A 17,713-nucleotide genomic window follows, 5' to 3' on the forward strand; every position below is an offset into this window, starting at 1 on the left:
TCAGTCCTTGGCGGTGCGCCCCGGCAGGGCCAGCATCCGCTCGAGCGCGACCAGCGCCCACCGCTCGGTCTCGGCGTCGACCTCGATCCGGTTGACCACCACGCCGTCGACGAGTGACTCCAGCGCCCACACCAGGTGCGGCAGGTCGATGCGGTTCATCGTCGAGCAGTAGCAGACGTTGCGGTCCAGGAACGCGATCCGCTTGTCCGGGTGGGAGTCGGCGAGCCGCTTCACCAGGTTGAGCTCGGTGCCGATGGCCCACGACGAACCGGCCGGCGCGGCCTGGATGGTCTTGATGATGAACTCCGTCGACCCGACGAGGTCGGCCTTGAGGACCACGTCGTGGGAGCACTCGGGGTGCACCAGGATCTGGATCTCGGGGTCGGCCTCGCGCAGCGCGTCGACGACGTCGGCGGAGAAGCGGCCGTGCACCGAGCAGTGACCCTTCCACAGGATCATCCGGGCGTCGCGCAGCTGCTGCTCGGTGAGGCCGCCGTTCGGGCGGTGCGGGTCCCAGACGACGCAGTCCTCGAGGGAGAGGCCCAGCTGCAGGACCGCGGTGTTGCGCCCGAGGTGCTGGTCGGGCAGGAAGAGGACCTTGGTGTCCGGCCCGTGCTGCTCGTAGGCCCACTCCAGCGCGGTCTGGGCGTTGCTGGAGGTGCACACGACCCCGCCGTTGCGGCCGCAGAAAGCCTTGATGTCGGCGCTGGAGTTCATGTAGGTGACCGGGACGACCTGTGCCTGGACGCCGGCGGCGGCCATCGCCTCCCACGCCGTCTCCACCTGGGTCAGGCGCGCCATGTCGGCCATCGAGCAGCCGGCGGCGAGGTCGGGGAGCACGACCTGCTGGTCGGGACCGGTGAGGATGTCGGCGGACTCGGCCATGAAGTGCACGCCGCAGAAGACGATGAACTCCGCGTCCGGCCGGGCCGCGGCGTCGCGCGCCAGCTTGAAGGAGTCGCCGGTGACGTCGGCGAACTGGATGACCTCGTCGCGCTGGTAGTGGTGCCCGAGCACGAAGACACGGTCGCCCAGCGCGGCCTTGGCCGCCTCGGCGCGCTTCACCAGGTCGGGGTCGGAGGCCGCCGGCAGGTCGCCCGGGCACTCGACGCCCCGCTCGGCGGAGAGGTCGCGCCCGCGTCCGAGAGGCAGCAGCGGCAGGTCCACGGTGGTCATGGCTCCAGCGTAGGCCGCCCCGGGCGAGTCCCCCGCACTGGCGGGTGGGGTCACCTGTGCGTGCGGTCGTCCATCAGGGCGTGCGTCGGCGGCGTACGACGAGGGCGAGGGCGCCCAGCAGCACCAGGACCAGGACACCCGCGCCGGCGGCCGTCGGCACGAGCCAGCCGGGCGCCCTCGACGACCCGTCGTCCCCGGCGGCCGCCTCCTCCGCCGTCTCCACCGGAACCGGTGCCGTCCCCGCGTCGGCCCCGTCGGACGGGCTGGCCTCGGTGGCGGTGAGGGACTCGCCGCTGGTGACGAGCTCCCCGGGGCTCGCATAGACCGGTTGGCCGGACTCCTCTCCCTGCACCTCGACGGTGATCGTGTAGGGCAGCTCCACCGACGACGCGGCGTCGACGTCCGCGCCGTAGAGGACGTAGTAGTCCCCGGCGAGGAAGTGCGCGTCGTCCCGCTCCCGGTTGCTCCAGGCAACGGGGGAGATGCCGGTCATCTGGACCGTCCTGCGCGTGTCGACGCGGTTCGTGCTCGCGTCGGCGTCGAGGTCGTCGCCGAGCGAGGCGCGCAGCGGGCTCATCAGCTGCAGGTCGAAGAACGAGCCGGCGCTGGAGATCACCTCGTCCTGGGCAGGCGTCAGGCCCGGGCGGTCGACCCGGACCGCCAGGCTCTGCCCCCAACTCACCTGCACGCGGAACGCGTTGACCTCACCCGGCACGACCGTGGCGGCGTACGTGGTGCCGGGCTCGAGCGGCGGCGCGTCCTCGAAGGAGGTGCCGGCGACGATGGGGCGGGCTCGCCCTCCGGCCCGCTCCGGCTCCTCGAGGACGGAGGTGTCGACGTCGGTGGGCAGGGAGTCGAGGTTCTCGACCGGCGGCTCCTCGACGAGCGAGAGGCCGAAGGGCAGCGGGCCCGTGTCGTCCCCGAGCCGTGTGACCCGGACGTACACGGGGTCCCCGCACGAGTACGTGCCCTCGGCGGGAGCCAGGTCGCTCTTGCCGGTGAACAGCGGCACGATCGTCGAGAAGGTGCTGGTGCCGCAGCCGCCGCCGTCCGGCTCGACCACGTCGACCTGGAGGTCGCTGAGCCCGCCGGGCTGGAGCTCGTAGGAGCTGGCGACCACCGTGGAGCCCGGCACCGTGCGCTCGTAGACGTACCAACGCTCCTGCTCACGGCCGACGAGACGGTCCGCGTAGCGCCCGGCGACCAGCGGCAGCGCCTCGTCCTGGCTCGCACCGCCGACGACAGGTTCCCCGTCGATCTCGAAGGGGCGCAGGGCACGCTCGGCGGCCGTCGAGAGACTGCTCACGATGTCCTCGGCGGACGAGGCGTCGTAGTAGCGGCCCTCGGCGACGCCGGCGATGCAGCGCAGCTGGGCCCGGGCCTCCCCGTCCACGGCCAGCCCGACGACGTCGATGCGCAGGTCGATGCCCCGCTCCGTGAGCTCCGCGGCCACCTCGCACGGGTCGGGCTCGCAGGTAGCGACCCCGTCGGAGACGAGGACGATGCTGCGAGCCGTGTCGGGGTCGAGGTCCTGCGCGGCCTGACGCAGCGCGTAGCCGATCGGTGTCTCCCCGTAGGGCCGGTAGCGCTCGACCTCGCGCAGCAGGGCGTCCCGGTTGTCGGTGCCGGGTGCGACGACCTGCTGGCTGTCGGTGCAGGCGCCCGGCTGGTCGCGGTCGAAGACCTCGGCGCCGAAGACGCGCATCCCGACCACCGCGTCGTCGGGCAGGGCCGCCACGACGTCGCGGAGCGCCTGCTTCGCCGCTTGGATCTTGGTGGCGCCGCCGCCTGCGGGCTCGGCCATCGAGCCGCTGGAGTCCAGCACCAGCATGGTCGAGGTCTCCGGGGCCGTGGTCGTGGGTTGGTCCTGCACCGCGACGGCCTGCACCAGGAAGGTTGGCACGGAGGTCAGTGCCAGGAGGAGTGAGGTGAGCAGGCGGGCCGGCCGGAGGCGGGAGAGGAGCGGGAGCACGCGCCGTTCCTACCCCGCGAGACCCGGGGTCATGCTCTCGACCTACAGCAGCGCGCCGTGGTGGAGGTACGGCGCGGGCGGCTTCATCCCGCGCACCCCGAGGTAGCCCTCCGTGCGGACGGTCAGTCCCGCGTCGAGCCCGACCCGCAGCGCCCACTGGTTGGCACCCGTCACGTGCGGGACCTCGACCTCCCCGTCGGAATGGGTGATCGCCGCCCACAGCAGCCGGCTCGCCGTGCGCCGGTCGGTCGCGGCCAGGGCGAGGACACCGCCGGTGTCGCCGACGTAGACGTAGCCGCTGCTCGCGCGGTCGGTGACCACCAGCGGCCGGCCCGTCTGCGCCAGGAGCAGGTGGTCGTCGCCCCGTCCGGCGCCGCGGACGCGACGGTCCAGCGAGTCGAGCTCGTCGAGGTCGCCGGGGGTCGCCTCGCGGACGCCGCGGAGCGAGGGCGCCGCGGCCCGGTCGACCCGGCCGGTCATCACCATCTGCGGGTGCAGGTCGAAGCCGGCCGCGAGGTAGCGCCGCACCGCCCGCGGGTCGGAGGAGGAGGAGAGCATGCCGCGCAGGCAGCCGCGCGAGTGCAGGAGCGCGGCGTCGAGCAGCGGCCGGCCGATGCCTCCCTGGTGGCCCGGCAGCACCGCGAAGGTGGCCAGCACCCACAGCGTCTCGCGGCGCAGCGACGTGACCATGCCCACCGTCCGCCCGTCGACGTCGGCGACCCAGCAGCCGGGGCCGTCGGTGTCGAGCAGCGTGCGGGTCCGGTCGATCCAGCGCTGCGAGCGAGTGGCCGGCCGCCGCGACGGCTCCGGGTCGCCGGGCCGACGGGCCGCCAGGTCGACCTGGAGGAACGCCTCGGCGCTGATCTGCTCGGCCGTCTCGACGTCCTCGGGGCGCATCGGCCGCACGACCAGGTCGCCGACCTGGGCGCCGCCGATGTCCCTGTGCCCACCCGAGCCTGCCGCCACGTCCGGCAACCTACCCGTGCAGGAGGATGGGGGCATGCGCGTCCTCATCGCCCCCGACAAGTTCGCGGGCACCCTGACCGCCGTCGAGGCGGCCGAGGCGATGGCCGAGGGCTGGCGGCGCCGCTCGCCCGGCGACCAGCTCGACCTCGCCCCGATGTCCGACGGCGGCCCCGGCTTCGTGGGGGTCCTGCACACGGCCCTGGGGGGGGACCTGGAGGTGGTCACCGTCCCCGGTCCGCACGGGGAACCGACGCCGGCGACGTTGCTGCTGGTCGACGGGACGGCCTACGTCGAGAGCGCGCATGCCTGCGGGATCGAGCTCACCGGGGGCGAGGGCGTGGAGGTCGCCTCGACCGTCGGCGTCGGGCGGCTGGTCGAGGTCGCCGTCGAGGCGGGCGCCCGCACGGTCGTGGTCGGGCTCGGCGGCAGCGGCACCAACGACGGGGGCGCCGGGCTGCTGCACGCGCTCGGGGCCACCGCGGACGGACGCCTGGACGCCGGGCCGCTGCGGCTCTCCGACGTCACCAGCGTCGACCTCGGTCCGGCGCGGGAACGCGTCGCCGGCGTACGCCTGGTCGCGGCCAGCGACGTCGACGTCCCGCTGACCGGGCTCTTCGGCGCCACCAAGTCCTTCGGCCCGCAGAAGGGGGTGGCCGAGGAGCGGATCGCCCTGCTGGACGGCCTGCTCGAGCAGCTGGCCGTGGCCACCGACCGCCGGTTGTCCCTGGAGAAGGGCGCGGGCGCCGCCGGCGGGCTGGGCTTCGCCCTGATGCTCCTGGGTGCCGAGCGCCGCCCAGGCATCGACCTGGTGAGCGAGGCCGTCGACCTGCCCGGACGGGCCGCCGCCGCCGACGTCGTGCTCACCGGCGAGGGTGCCTTCGACTTCTCCAGCCGCTCCGGCAAGGTCCCGTACGGCGTGGCGCAGGTCGCGGCCGAGGCGCTGCGCCCCTGCGTGGCCCTGGCCGGCCAGGTGCTGGTCGGGTCGCGGGAGATGCGCGCGCTCGGCGTCGAGGCGGCGTACTCCCTGGTGGAGCTGGTGGGGGAGGAGCGCGCGCTCGGCGACCCCGCCGGGGCGCTGGCGGAGCTGGCGGAGCGGGTGGCGCGCACCTGGTCGAGGGAATAGGCGGGCCTCGCCTACCATTGACCAGGTACCACCGAGACTTCACCCGCACCTAGTTGGGAGCACCAGAATGACCGAGCAGGTCGAGACCGAGCGCCGCACCGACAGCATCAACCTCAGCTCCGTCGCGGCGGCGAAGGTGAAGAGCCTGCTGGAGCAGGAGGGTCGCGACGACCTCCAGCTGCGGATCTCCGTGCAGCCCGGCGGCTGCTCGGGTCTGCGCTACCAGCTGTTCTTCGACGAGCGCACCCTCGACGGTGACGTCGTCACCGACTTCGACGGCGTGGCCGTCGTGGTCGACCGGATGAGCGTGCCCTACCTCAACGGCGCGATGATCGACTTCGTCGACAGCATCGAGAAGCAGGGCTTCACCATCGACAACCCGAACGCCACGGGTTCCTGCGCGTGCGGCGACTCGTTCCACTGAGCCGCACGCTCGCCTGACGCAGACACCACAGCCCCCGACCGGTGCCGGTCGGGGGCTGTCGTCTTGGGGGGTGGACCCGATCAGTCCAGGTGCAGCGACAGCGCGTTGGCGATCCGCTGGGCGGCCTCACCGACCTCGATGTCGCGCTTCTTGACCTCGCGCGGGTAGTCGGCGAAGAGGATCGAGGGCGCCGGGCGGGCGGCGGCACGGGCCAGGTGGCGCTCGAGGGTGGCGCGCGTGCGGGTGCAGTCCTCGTGCATCTGCGCGAGCGGGCTCAGGTCGTCGTAGGAGGCCATGTCCCCGACGCTAGGGGCTACTGGGGGGTACTCCCAGTCGTACCGATCGGTAGTGTTCCGCGGCGTGCCCACCACCGCTGACCAGGCCCCCGGCTCGCTGCTGATCGCCGGCTCCATCGCCACCGACCACCTCATGAGCTTCGCCGGCAGGTTCGAGGACTCCCTCGTCGTCGAGCAGCTGCACAAGCTCTCGGTCTCCTTCCTCGTCGACGACCTGGAGATCCGGCGCGGGGGAGTGGCCCCCAACATGTGCTTCGGCCTCGCCGCCCTGGGTCTGCGCCCGGTGCTCGTGGGCTCGGCCGGCGAGGACTTCGCCGACTACCGCTCGTGGCTGGAGCGCCACGGCGTCGACTGCGCCAGCGTGCACATCTCCGACTCCAAGCACACCGCGCGCTTCGTGTGCACCACCGACTCGACCATGGCGCAGTTCGCCTCCTTCTACCCCGGGGCGATGAGCGAGGCGCGGCTGATCGAGCTCGCCCCGATCGTGCAGCGGGTCGGCGCCCCGGCGTACGTCCTCATCGGCGCCGACGACCCCGACGGGATGCTGCGCCACACCGAGGAGTGCCGCCAGCGCGGCTACCCCTTCATCGCCGACCCCAGCCAGCAGCTCGCCTTCGGTGAGGGCGAGCTGATCCGGCAGCTCATCGAGGGCGCGGCGATCCTGTTCTCCAACGAGTACGAGTCGCACATGATCGAGCAGAAGACCGGCTGGAGCGCCGAGGAGGTGCTCTCGCGCGTCGGCATCCAGGTCACCACCCTGGGCGCGGACGGCGTGCGGATCCGCCGCACCGGGCACGAGGACGTCGTGGTGCCGGCCGCCAAGGACGTCGCCGCAGTCGAGCCGACCGGCGTCGGGGACGCCTTCCGTGCCGGCTACCTCGCGGCCACGGCCTGGGGGCTCTCGCTGGAGCGGTCCGCCCAGGTGGGCTGCGTGCTGGCGGCGTACGTCGTGGAGACGGTGGGCACCCAGGAGTACACCTTCACCCACCAGCAGTTCCTGGACCGGTTCGAGGCGTCGTACGGCGCCGAGGCCGCCTCCGAGCTGCGGCCGTTCCTGGTCTGAGCCACCGGCCGTCGGGGCGTCCGGGCGGCAGCGGAGTGACCGCTCAGCCCACGCGCCGCACCAGGTACCGCGCGACCCCGTCGGCGGCGGAGTCCTCCCCGAGGTACTCCTGGCCGCGCATCCGGCACCACGCCGGGACGTCGGTGCGCGCGGCCGGGTCCGCGGTGACCACTGCGACGACGGCCCCGACGGGGACCTCGACGTGCCGTCGGCCCAGCTGGATGACCGGCAGCGGGCAGAGCATGCCGCGGCAGTCCAGCTCCAGGGCGACCGGCTCCTGCTCGTCCCCGCTCACAGGCCGACCTCCGTCCTGAGCCGCCCGACGAGGTCGGGCAGGGCCGCGACGAAGCGCTCCACCTGCTCCTCGGTGGTGTCGCGACCCAACGAGACCCGGACGTTGCCGTGCGTGAGCGCGCCCATCGCCGCCAGCACGTGGCTGGGCTCGAGGGTCGAGGCCGTGCACGCCGAGCCGCTGGCGACCCCGAAGCCGAGCCGGTCCAGCTCGCGCACGAGGGTCTCGCCGCTGAGGTAGAGGCAGGAGAACGTCACCAGGTGCGGCAGCCGGTCCACCGGGTCGCCGACCACCTCGGTGTCGGGCAGGGTCGCCGCGACGGCACGGATCCGGTCGACCAGGCGCCGGCGCCGCGCGTCGACCTCGGCCCGCTCGGCCACCGTGGCCTGCAGCGCGGCCGCGGCGGCCAGCGCTCCGGCGACGTCCGGCAGGCCGCCGCCGGCGTCCTGCGGCTCGGGGTCGCCCGGGAAGGGGTTGGCCCAGCGGGCACCGCGGCGCACGAGCAGGAGACCGACCCCCGGAGGTCCCGACCACGAGGTCGCGTGCCCGGCCGCGGCAGCCCAGCCGCTGCCGGGCAGGTCGAGCAGGCCGAGGGAGGCGGAGGCGTCGAGGAACAGTGGTACGCCGGCAGGCAGGTCGAGCCCGGCGACCGGCTGCACGGTGCCGACCTCGTGGTTGGCCAGCTGCAGCGCCGCCACCGCCACACCGGGGGCGCCGGCGGCGTCGCGGAACGCGGCAGCGTCGACCCGGCCGGCCGCGTCGACACCCACCTCGACCGGCACGACGTCGCGCCGACGTGCGTGCCAGCCCAGCGCGTGGCGCACCGCCGCGTGCTCGACGGCCGACAGCACGGCGTCGTCCCCGGCGCGCGGGTTGCCCGCGACCAGCCCCAGCACGCCTCGTTGGACGGCGTCCGAGGGTGAGGTGAACCACACCTCGTCGCGGGTCAGTCCCAGGCACTCCGCGACCACCTCGCGGGCGTTGTCGAGGAGCAGCCGCGCGTCCCGTCCCGGCCCGTGCAGCGCCCGCGGATCGGCGTACCCCCGCGTGAGAGCCGCCTCGAGTACCGCGCGTGCGGCGGGGTGCAGGGGAGCGCCTGCCGCGGCGTCGAGGTGCGCGTGCGCGGGAGGACCGGCGTCAGGTGCCACGACCCGACCCTATGACGGGCTGTCCGAACCCCCACCCTGGTCCGCCTGGCCTCCCTGGATGCCGGTAGTGTGGCCGTACTCGTGATCGCTTGAGAGGAAGGCTCCACCGTTGAGTCTGCAGCACCCTTGGGGAGCGCCGCGTCGGCGCGGCAGGACCGCGCGTGCGGGTCTGGCCGTCGTCACGAGCGCCATCGTCATGCTGCTCGCCGGCTGCTCTGCGGAGTCGCGTGGTGAGTGGGAGCGCCTGGCCATGCCGGAGCCGGGCACCGCGGAGGGCACCAGCACGCTGGGCCTCTGGCAGGGCGCCTGGATCGCGGCGCTGGTCACCGGCGCCGTCGTGTGGGGCCTGATCGGCTTCGCCGTCGTGCGCTACCGCCGTCGCAGCGACGACGAGATCCCGGTCCAGACGCGCTACAACCTGCCGCTGGAGATCTTCTACACCATTGCCCCGGTGATGATGGTCGTCGTCTTCTTCGTCCACACCGTGCGCGTGCAGAACATCGTCCTCGACGACTCCACGCCTGACAACATCGTCGAGGTCACCGGCCAGCAGTGGTCGTGGACCTTCAACCACGGCGTCGGCGCCATCGACACGGCCGCCGACGAGGACAACACCGACATGGAGTTCCCGTTCGACGAGTACGCCTACGAGGTGGGGACCGCGTCCTACATCCCCACGCTGTGGCTGCCGGTCGACGAGACCACCCGGTTCAACCTCCACTCGCCCGACGTCATCCACGACTTCGGCGTGCCGGGCTTCCTCATCAAGATGGACGTCATCCCCGGTCGGGTGAACGCCTACCAGGTCACCCCGACCGAGGAGGGCGAGTACCTCGGGAAGTGCTACGAGCTCTGCGGTGTCTACCACTCGCGGATGCTCTTCAAGGTCAAGGTCGTCAGCCGCGAGGAGTACGACGACTACGTCGCCGGGCTCGTCGAGGCCGGCAACGGCTCTGATCTGCCGCTCATCGGCGGCGACGACGCCCGGACCCAGGCGGGTCTGGACACCGACGAGACCGAGGGAGAGGGCGAATGACCGCCACTGCCACCCCCCCGACCCAGGCGGGCGGCCCTGCGCGCAAGCCGCTGGGCGAGCTGACGGTCCGGATGCTCACCACCACCGATCACAAGCTGATCGGCAAGATGTACCTCATCACGTCCTTCGCGTGGTTCCTGATCGGTGGCGTGATGGCGCTGCTGATCCGCGCCGAGCTCTTCGCGCCCGGCTCGCAGGTCGTCAACGACGAGCTCTACAACCAGCTCTTCACCATGCACGGCACGATCATGCTGCTGCTCTTCGCGACGCCGCTGTTCTTCGGCTTCGCCAACGTGATCATGCCGATCCAGATCGGCTCGCCGGACGTGGCGTTCCCGCGCCTGAACATGTTCAGCTACTGGCTGTTCCTCTTCGGCGGCCTCATCGCCGCCTCCGGCTTCCTCACGCCCCAGGGCGCGGCCGACTTCGGCTGGTTCGCCTACACCCCGCTCTCCGACGCCGTCCGCTCGCCGGGCGTCGGCGGTGACCTGTGGATCATGGGCCTGTGGATGGCCGGCCTGGGCTCGATCCTCGGCGCGGTCAACTTCATCACCACGATCATCTGCATGCGTGCGCCCGGCATGACCATGTTCCGGATGCCGATGTTCGTCTGGAACGTCCTGATCACCAGCCTGCTCGTGCTCATCGCCTTCCCGATCCTCGCGGGTGCGCTGCTCATGCTCGAGGCCGACCGCATCCTCGGTGCGCACGTCTTCGACACTGCCCACGGCGGAGCGATCCTCTGGCAGCACCTGTTCTGGTTCTTCGGCCACCCGGAGGTCTACATCATCGCGCTGCCGTTCTTCGGCATCGTGACCGAGATCCTCCCGGTCTTCAGCCGCAAGCCGATCTTCGGCTACGTCGGCCTCGTCGGTGCGACCCTGGGCATCGCGATCCTCTCGGTCGCCGTGTGGGCCCACCACATGTTCGTGACCGGTGCGGTGGACCTGCCCTTCTTCTCGGGCATGACCTTCCTCATCGCGGTGCCGACCGGCGTGAAGTTCTTCAACTGGATCGGCACGATGTGGGGTGGCTCGCTGTCCTTCGACACCCCGATGTTGTGGTCGATCGGCTTCCTCACGACCTTCCTCTTCGGTGGTCTGACCGGCGTCATCCTGGCCAGCCCGCCGCTGGACTTCCACGTCTCCGACTCCTACTTCGTGGTGGCGCACTTCCACTACGTCGTCTTCGGCACCGTGGTCTTCGCGATGTTCGCCGGCTTCTACTTCTGGTGGCCCAAGTTCACCGGTCGGATGCTCGACGAGCGCCTCGGCAAGCTGCACTTCTGGATCCTGTTCTTCGGCTTCCACCTGACCTTCCTGGTCCAGCACTGGCTGGGCGTGGAGGGCATGCCGCGCCGCTACGCCGACTACCTGCCCGAGGACGGCTTCACCTTCCTCAACCAGGTCTCGACGGTGGGTGCGTTCCTGCTGTCGCTGTCGATGATCCCGTTCTTCTACAACCTCTACGTCTCACGCAACGCGCCGCTCGTCGAGGTCGACGACCCGTGGGGCTGGGGCAGGTCGCTGGAGTGGGCCACCTCGTGCCCGCCGCCGCGCCACAACTTCCACACCATCCCGCGCATCCGCTCGGAGTCGCCGGCCTTCGACCTGCACCACCCGGAGATCGCCGCGCTCGACCTGGACCAGAACCAGGCGGCAGCCCACGGCGGCTTCGCCGACGCGCCGGACATGACGGGCCGCGAGGACGTCGTGCGGGGCGAGCACACCAAGGGGGATGAGTCCTGATGAAGGCCGAGACCTGGATCTTCGCGATCGCCACCATCTTCATGGTGCTGGTGACCCCGGCCTACTGGTTCATCACCGGGGCAGGGGAGACCGGCGCCGACTGGACCGGCACCTCCGCGCTCACCATGACGGCGCTGCTGACCCTGATGGTCACCATCTACCTCGGCTTCCACGCCCGGAAGATGGAGCCCCGGCCCGAGGACCGCCAGGACGCCGAGATCGCCGACGGCGCCGGCGAGCTGGGCTTCTTCCCGCCCTACTCCTGGTGGCCCCTGTGGGCGGCCCTGACGCTCGGTGTCATGGTCTTCGCGCTGGCGATGACCGCCTGGTGGCTGTTCATCATCGGCTCCGTGCTCGGTGCCCTGGCCACCTGCGGCCTGGTCTTCGAGTACTACCGGGGTGAGCACGCCCACTGAGGCTCCTCGCAACCTTTCCGTCGCACTCCGCGTCCTCCCTGCACAGGGACGGCGCGGAGTTCGTCGTTGCAGGCAGCTCGTGCCTACCCTGGGACGGTCCCGCGCCACCGTGCGTCCGGACCGTCACCGCCACCACAGAAGCCCTGCCTGGAGAACCTGACGATGACAGCCCACCGCCGCTCCCGGACCCTGCTGGCCTCGGTCAGCCTCATGGCGCTGGTCGCCACGGGTTTGAGCGCCTGCGAGGACACCTCGGTGCCGGGTGCGGCCAGCGGCGCCGACCAGGGCGCTGCCGGGAGGCCGGAGCAGGAACCCGCGCGCCTGGTGCTCAACGTGCGCCGCGGGGAGCGTGACGTCAGCGTCGACACCCTCCTGGACGTGCAGGCGCGGTCCGCCGTGCTGGAGACCGTCAGGGTCAGCTCGCCCGCCGGTGGCGTGCCCGGCGAGCTCGCCGAGGACGGCACGTCCTGGACGGCCCTCGAGCGGCTGGAGCCGGGGGCGGCGTACACCGTGCGCGCCGTGGGACGCGACGCCTCGGGCGAGGTGCTGCGCTCGGTGGCACGGTTCAGCACGCAGGACCTCACGCTCGCCGAGCAGACCTTCGCCTCCGTGGCTCCGCTGGACGGCGAGACGGTGGGGGTGGGCATGCCGGTCGTGGTCTCCTTCGACGTCCCTGTGACCGATCGGGCATCCATGGAGCGCCAGATGCGGGTCGAGTCGGTCCCGCAGCAGCCCGGGACCTGGCACTGGATCAGCGACACCGAGGCGCACTGGCGCCCCCGGCGCTACTGGCAGGCCGGCAGCGAGGTGCGTGTCGACCTCGACGTCAACGGGGTCTCGGCCGGCGGTGGTGTCTACGGCCAGCACGACCGGGAGATCTCCTTCACCGTCGGGGACGCCCACGTCTACCGGGTCGATGCCCAGACCCACCAGATGCGCGTCTTCTCCAACGGCCGGCTGCTGCGCACGATCCCCATCACCACGGGCAAGCCCGGTTTCGAGACCCGCAACGGGACCAAGGTCATCATGGAGAAGTTCGACGTGCGGCGGATGAACTCCGAGACCGTGGGCATCCCGGCCGGCTCGGCGGAGTCCTACGACATCGACGATGTGCAGTGGGCGATGCGCCTGACCCACTCCGGTGAGTTCATCCACGCGGCACCGTGGTCGGTCGGCAGCCAGGGGAGCGCGAACGTCTCCCACGGTTGCACCGGCATGTCGACGGCCGACGCGGGTTGGCTCTACGCGATGACGCGCCGTGGTGACGTGGTGGAGACCGTCGGGACGGCGGGGGAGGACATGACCCTCACCAACGGTTGGGGGGACTGGAACGTGCCGTTCGCGGAGTACCGCGAGGGTTCGGCCCTGTAGGAGCGAAGCGACGCGCAGACGACTCAGCCCCCGGTCCGATCGGACCGGGGGCTGATGTCTTGGGCTGGGGTCTCAGCTCATCGACTGGGTCTCGACACGCGGGTCACGGCTTCGCAGGCTCAGCCGTGCCGCTTGCTCGACCAGCATCGTCGTAGCCGCTGGCGCGTCTACGACCCGCGGAGCGACTCACCCTCGACGGCGTGGTGGCCGTCGAACTGGTGCCCGTCGGCGGCGACGCCGTCGAGCGCAGCGGTGAGCGCGTGCTCGTGCTCGGCGTGGTGCCGGGCCTCCTCGAGCTCCTGTGCGGTGGGCTTCTGCACGTTGTCGGCGAACCAGAGCGTCGAGAGCTTGGCGCGCAGACCGTCGAGCCGGCCACCCGGGGCTGCCACACCGCTCTCGTCGGTCTCGGACCCCGGGGTCCAGACGACGTCGCGGTCGCGAGCGGTGAGGGTGTAGGCGGCGTTCTCGCTGATCGGCAGGTGCCGCTCGGAGTAACCACCCTCTGGCGAGCGCATGATGACGCCCGTCTCGTAGCCGTGCAGCAGCTTGGCCTCGTCGTGCCGCTGGAGCGAGATGCACCAGCGACGCGTGACCCAGAAGGCGATCGCCGGTCCGACGAACACGGCCACCCGCATGAAGTAGGTGATCTGGTTGATGTCGGAGTTCAGCGTGATCGCGATGATGTCGTTGCCGCCCGCGGCCCACATGAGGCCGTAGAAGGTCATGAGCGAGACCATCAGCGCGGTCCGGGTCGGGGCGTTGCGCGGGCGCTCCAGCAGGTGGTGCTCACGCTTGTCGCCGGTGATCCAGGACTCGATGAACGGCAGCAGCAGCAGGATCGTGAACATCAGACCTGGCAGCACGATGATCGGCAGGAAGACGTTCAGCGCGAAGGAGTAGCCACCGAGGTGGAACTCCCAGCCGGGCATGATGCGCAGCGCGCCGTCGGGCCAGCCCATGTACCAGTCGGGCTGGGAGCCGGCCGTGACCTTGGTCGGGTCGTAGGGGCCGTACTTCCAGATCGGGTTGATGCCCAGGAGGCCACCCATGATCGCGGTGACACCGAAGACGATGAAGAAGAAGCCACCGGCCTTGGCGGCGTACACCGGGAGCATCGGGAAGCCGACGACGTTCTCCTCGGTGCGGCCGGGGCCAGGCCACTGGGTGTGCTTGTGGTAGACGAGCAGCAGCATGTGGGCTGCGATCAGCGCCAGCAGGATGCCCGGGATCAGCAGCACGTGGATCATGTAGAGCCGCGGGATGATCTGCTCGCCGGGGAACTCACCGCCGAAGAGGAAGAAGCTGAGGTAGGTGCCCACGACGGGGATCGACTTCATGAAGCCGTCCGCCGCGCGGATGCCGGTGCCCGAGAGCAGGTCGTCGGGCAGGGAGTAGCCCGTGAAGCCCTCCAGCGTGCCCAGGAGCAGCAGCAGGCAGCCGATGACCCAGTTGAGCTCACGGGGCTTGCGGTAGGCGCCGGTGAAGTACACGCGCAGCAGGTGGACCATCATCGAGGCGATGAAGATCATCGCCGCCCAGTGGTGCATCTGCCGCATGAGCAGACCACCGCGCACGTCGAAGGAGATGTGCAGCGTGGAGGCCATGGCGTCCGACATCAGCACGCCGCGCAGCGGGTCGTAGGAGCCTTCGTAGACCACCTCGGCCATGCTGGGGTGGTACCACAGCGTCAGGAAGACGCCGGTGAGCAGGAGGACGACGAAGCTCCACAGGGCGATCTCGCCCAGCATGAAGGACCAGTGGTCGGGGAAGACCTTGCGCAGGTTCTTCTTCATGGCCGTGCCGAGGCCCAGACGCTCGTCGGCCCAGTTGGCGACGGCGCCGGCCTTGCCCGACTTCTTGGCGGTGGCGGCCGAGCTGTTGCTCGTGGCCACCTTGCTGGTGTCGATGCTCACAGGTCAGCCTCTCCCTGGTCGCCGATGTCCTTGTGATCGCGCTCCCAGTACGTCGGCCCCACCGGCTCGGTGAAGTCGGACTGGGCCACGAGGAACCCCTCCTCGTCAACGGCGAGGGGGAGCTGTGGGAGGTGTCGACCAGCCGGACCGAAGACGACCCGACCGGAGTCGGAGAGGTCGAAGGTGGACTGGTGGCACGGGCACAGGAGGTGGTGCGTGGTCCGCTCGTAGAGCGAGATCGGGCAACCCACGTGGGTGCAGATCTTGGAGTAGCAGACGATGCCGTCGACCGACCAGTTGTCCCGGCCCTCGCCGGGGATGATGGTCTCGGGCTCCATCCGCACGACGATGACGGCAGCCTTGGACTTGGCGATCAGCAGCTCGGCCCCGTGGAGCTCGGGCAGGCCGCTCTCCTCGGAGGGGAAGATCGCCTCGGGCTGGGCGTTGACCAGGTCACCGATCTCGAGGTCGGAGGCCCGGATCGGGGTGCCCACGACGTCGCGGACGACACGCATGCCGGGGGTCCACACGGTCTTCTCGAGACCGGCGCCGGGGTAGTCGGCTTCGGCGGCCTGGCCCGGGGTGGGGCCGAGGTCGCGCAGCAGGACGACGGCGGGCACGCCGAGCATGCCGACCGAGGCGAGCAGCGTGTTGCGGATGAGGGGACGCCGGGCGATGCCGGAGTCCTCGGCGCCGGACGAAAGCGCCTGGAGGGTGGCCTCGCGGTCCTCGTCGGAGGAGCGGGCCGGGTGGCGCATCTCGACCATCTCGACGTCGCTCATGAGCTTGCGGGCCCACTGGATGGTGGCTGCGCCGATCAGCAGCAGCGCCAGGCCCAGGAAGACGCCGAGGCCGACGGTGGAGGCACCGAGGCCGAGGATCGTCTCCCAGTTGTCGCCGACATCGGCGACGAAGTAGGTGACGACGAAGCCGAGGACGCAGAGCATCGACAGCAGGTACATCGAGGCGATCTGGCGCTCGGCGCGGCGGGCGGCGTCCTCGTCGATGTCGGTGGGTCGCCAGGTGTGGCTGGGAAGACCCGGGTTGGCGATCGGCTCCTCCGCCGGCAGGTTGCTCGTGCCGGGGCCGGTCAGCTCGTTGCTCACGCCTCCACCTTCTTCTTGTTCGAGCGCGTGGTGTGCGCGGCGATCCACACAGCGAAGCCGACGAGGGCGCCGATGCCCACGACCCAAGCGAACAGGCCCTCGGCCACGGGACCGAGGCTGCCCATCCCGAAGCCACCGACGCCGGCGGACTCGTTGAGGCTGTTGATGTAGGCGATGACGTCGCGCTTCTGGTCCGGGGTGAGGTTGCCGTTGCTGAAGGTCGGCATGGTCTGCGGGCCGGTCAGCAGCGCCTCGTAGATGTACTTGGAGTCCACGCCGCGCACCGTGGGGGCGTAGCCGCCGTTGGGCATGGCGCCGCCGGAACCCTCGAAGTTGTGGCACGCGGTGCAGTTGGTGAGGAAGAGCTGGCCACCGCGGACGATGGCGGCCTCCTGGGCCTCGCTGTCCAGGCCCTCGATGCTGTAGTCGCTCTCGTCCGGGATCGCGGGACCGGGGCCGAGGGTGGCGACGTACGCGGCGAGCGCGGCGGTCTCCTCCTCGCTGTAGGCCACGTCCTTGCGGGGGGCCTGCGCACCCGGCTGGGCCATCGGCATGCGGCCGGTGCCGACCTGGAAGTCGACGGCAGCGGCGCCGACGCCGACCAGCGACGGACCGAGGTTGTTGCCGCGGTCGGTGAGGATGCCCTCGCCGTTGGTGCCGTGGCAGGTCGAGCAGCCCACGAGGTAGAGCTTGCGGCCCTCCTCGACCTGGCTGGCCAGGTCCTGGGTCTTCTCGGCCGAGGCGGGGGTCATCACCGCGGTCCACAGACCGCCGGCGGCGACCAGGCCGACCATCAGCATGAGGGCGCCCGCGAGTCGCCCGCGACGGTGTCGTGACAGGCGGCCGGCAGTTGAGTTCAGGATGCGCACGTCAGAGAGTCCTTGTTCCGGTGTGAGTCTAGGAGGCGCTCAAAAGCGGTACTGGTCGTCACTGGACGAGGTAGATGGTCGCGAACAGACCGATCCACACGACGTCGACGAAGTGCCAGTAGTAGGAGACGACGATCGCGCTGACCGCCTGCTCGTGGGTGAACTTGCGTGCGAGGTAGGTGCGGCCCAGCACCAGCAGGAAGGCGATCAGGCCGCCGGTGACGTGGATGCCGTGGAACCCCGTGGTGAGGTAGAACATCGAGCCGTACGCCGAGTCCTGGATGGTCACGCCCTCCTGGACGAGCGTGGCGTACTCCACCGCCTGGCCGCCGATGAAGATGGCGCCCATGACGTAGGTGAGGATGAACCACTCGCGCAGGCCCCAGCCCTTGATCTGGAAGACCGAGCCGCTGCGCCCCACCTGACCGCGCTCCGCGGCGAAGACGCCGAGCTGGCACGTCAGCGAGGACAGCACCAGGATCGTGGTGTTGACCGCCGCGAAGGGCACGTCGAGCAGCACGGTGTTCTGCGCCCACAGCTCGGGGCTCACCGAGCGGATCGTGAAGTACGCAGCGAACAGCGCTGCGAAGAACATCAGCTCGCTCGCGAGCCAGATGATCGTCCCGACGCTGACCATGCTGGGTCGGTCGTGGTGCCCGTGGAGCCGGGATGCTGGGATGGTTGCCGCTGTCGCCACGGGAGCATTATGTCCGGCCGGGCCTAGAGAGCCACCCCGACCCCCCGATCACGGACGGCACCACGCGCAGTGCTGGCGGTGGGTGTGACGCACG

Annotated in this window: 17 protein-coding genes; 7 read left to right on the plus strand and 10 right to left on the minus strand. The window is 71.0% G+C overall.

The features are described 5' to 3' along the window. The 3 genes from nadA to ACYVID_RS03530 form a co-directional block, all read right to left on the minus strand. Positions 1 to 1,176 carry a quinolinate synthase NadA gene (nadA, locus tag ACYVID_RS03520; protein ID WP_460734455.1) on the minus strand — a complete coding sequence of 392 codons (1,176 nt, stop codon included), beginning with the start codon at positions 1,174 to 1,176 and terminating at the stop codon, positions 1 to 3. Between the two features lie 73 nt (positions 1,177 to 1,249). After that, on the minus strand, positions 1,250 to 3,148 hold the full coding sequence (locus tag ACYVID_RS03525) for a vWA domain-containing protein (protein ID WP_460734457.1): 1,899 nt from the start codon (positions 3,146 to 3,148) through the stop codon (positions 1,250 to 1,252). A gap of 42 nt (positions 3,149 to 3,190) precedes the next feature. Beyond that, complete coding sequence (locus ACYVID_RS03530) at positions 3,191 to 4,114, minus strand: GNAT family N-acetyltransferase (protein WP_460734459.1); 924 nt, start codon at positions 4,112 to 4,114, stop codon at positions 3,191 to 3,193. A 34-nt stretch (positions 4,115 to 4,148) separates the two neighbouring features. Here ACYVID_RS03530 and ACYVID_RS03535 point away from each other — a divergent pair, with 34 nt between their 5' ends. After that, a complete protein-coding gene (locus tag ACYVID_RS03535) occupies positions 4,149 to 5,237 on the plus strand; it encodes a glycerate kinase family protein (RefSeq protein ID WP_460734460.1) in 1,089 nt (362 codons plus the stop codon). A gap of 67 nt (positions 5,238 to 5,304) precedes the next feature. Then, a complete protein-coding gene (gene erpA / locus ACYVID_RS03540) occupies positions 5,305 to 5,661 on the plus strand; it encodes an iron-sulfur cluster insertion protein ErpA (protein ID WP_179531472.1) in 357 nt (118 codons plus the stop codon). A gap of 80 nt (positions 5,662 to 5,741) precedes the next feature. On the opposite strand, the gene ACYVID_RS03545 is transcribed toward erpA, so the two are convergent. After that, positions 5,742 to 5,957 carry a hypothetical protein gene (locus ACYVID_RS03545; RefSeq protein WP_300645868.1) on the minus strand — a complete coding sequence of 72 codons (216 nt, stop codon included), beginning with the start codon at positions 5,955 to 5,957 and terminating at the stop codon, positions 5,742 to 5,744. 133 nt (positions 5,958 to 6,090) lie between these two features. Between ACYVID_RS03545 and ACYVID_RS03550 the strand changes: the two genes are divergently transcribed. After that, positions 6,091 to 7,023 carry a carbohydrate kinase family protein gene (locus ACYVID_RS03550; protein WP_300645960.1) on the plus strand — a complete coding sequence of 311 codons (933 nt, stop codon included), beginning with the start codon at positions 6,091 to 6,093 and terminating at the stop codon, positions 7,021 to 7,023. Between the two features lie 43 nt (positions 7,024 to 7,066). On the opposite strand, the gene ACYVID_RS03555 is transcribed toward ACYVID_RS03550, so the two are convergent. Beyond that, complete coding sequence (locus ACYVID_RS03555; protein WP_460734461.1) at positions 7,067 to 7,318, minus strand: sulfurtransferase TusA family protein; 252 nt, start codon at positions 7,316 to 7,318, stop codon at positions 7,067 to 7,069. Beyond that, complete coding sequence (locus ACYVID_RS03560; protein ID WP_460734462.1) at positions 7,315 to 8,463, minus strand: cysteine desulfurase family protein; 1,149 nt, start codon at positions 8,461 to 8,463, stop codon at positions 7,315 to 7,317. Before ACYVID_RS03560 ends, ACYVID_RS03555 begins: the two co-directional genes overlap by 4 nt. Before the next feature lie 109 nt (positions 8,464 to 8,572). Here ACYVID_RS03560 and ctaC point away from each other — a divergent pair, with 109 nt between their 5' ends. The 4 genes from ctaC to ACYVID_RS03580 all read left to right on the plus strand — a co-directional run bounded on the left by ctaC (position 8,573) and on the right by ACYVID_RS03580 (position 13,034). Then, positions 8,573 to 9,499 (plus strand): aa3-type cytochrome oxidase subunit II, encoded by a 927-nt coding sequence (ctaC, locus tag ACYVID_RS03565; protein ID WP_460734463.1) that lies wholly within the window; start codon positions 8,573 to 8,575, stop codon positions 9,497 to 9,499. After that, positions 9,496 to 11,247 carry an aa3-type cytochrome oxidase subunit I gene (ctaD, locus tag ACYVID_RS03570; protein WP_460734465.1) on the plus strand — a complete coding sequence of 584 codons (1,752 nt, stop codon included), beginning with the start codon at positions 9,496 to 9,498 and terminating at the stop codon, positions 11,245 to 11,247. The genes ctaC and ctaD overlap by 4 nt, the downstream gene beginning before the upstream one ends. Continuing rightward, the gene (locus ACYVID_RS03575; protein ID WP_460734467.1) at positions 11,247 to 11,663 is read left to right on the plus strand and encodes a cytochrome c oxidase subunit 4; all 417 of its coding nucleotides are present in this window, start codon (positions 11,247 to 11,249) and stop codon (positions 11,661 to 11,663) included. Before ctaD ends, ACYVID_RS03575 begins: the two co-directional genes overlap by 1 nt. Before the next feature lie 162 nt (positions 11,664 to 11,825). Then, on the plus strand, positions 11,826 to 13,034 hold the full coding sequence (locus tag ACYVID_RS03580; protein WP_460734469.1) for a L,D-transpeptidase: 1,209 nt from the start codon (positions 11,826 to 11,828) through the stop codon (positions 13,032 to 13,034). A gap of 167 nt (positions 13,035 to 13,201) precedes the next feature. Here the strand turns inward: ACYVID_RS03580 and qcrB are convergent, their stop codons facing one another. Genes qcrB through ctaE form a run of 4 tightly spaced genes read right to left on the minus strand, consistent with a single transcriptional unit; the run spans position 13,202 to position 17,619 of the window. Further along, positions 13,202 to 14,947, minus strand: a complete 1,746-nt coding sequence (gene qcrB, locus ACYVID_RS03585) for a cytochrome bc1 complex cytochrome b subunit (RefSeq protein WP_460734471.1) — start codon at positions 14,945 to 14,947, stop codon at positions 13,202 to 13,204. Beyond that, positions 14,944 to 16,017, minus strand: coding sequence for a cytochrome bc1 complex Rieske iron-sulfur subunit (gene qcrA, locus ACYVID_RS03590; protein ID WP_460734639.1), 1,074 nt, complete (start codon positions 16,015 to 16,017; stop codon positions 14,944 to 14,946). The genes qcrB and qcrA overlap by 4 nt, the downstream gene beginning before the upstream one ends. A gap of 32 nt (positions 16,018 to 16,049) precedes the next feature. Then, on the minus strand, positions 16,050 to 16,922 hold the full coding sequence (qcrC, locus tag ACYVID_RS03595; RefSeq protein ID WP_460734473.1) for a cytochrome bc1 complex diheme cytochrome c subunit: 873 nt from the start codon (positions 16,920 to 16,922) through the stop codon (positions 16,050 to 16,052). A 58-nt stretch (positions 16,923 to 16,980) separates the two neighbouring features. After that, positions 16,981 to 17,619 carry an aa3-type cytochrome oxidase subunit III gene (gene ctaE / locus ACYVID_RS03600; RefSeq protein ID WP_460734475.1) on the minus strand — a complete coding sequence of 213 codons (639 nt, stop codon included), beginning with the start codon at positions 17,617 to 17,619 and terminating at the stop codon, positions 16,981 to 16,983. Between the last annotated feature and the right edge of the window lie 94 nt (positions 17,620 to 17,713).

This window comes from Nocardioides ginkgobilobae, from assembly GCF_054781275.1.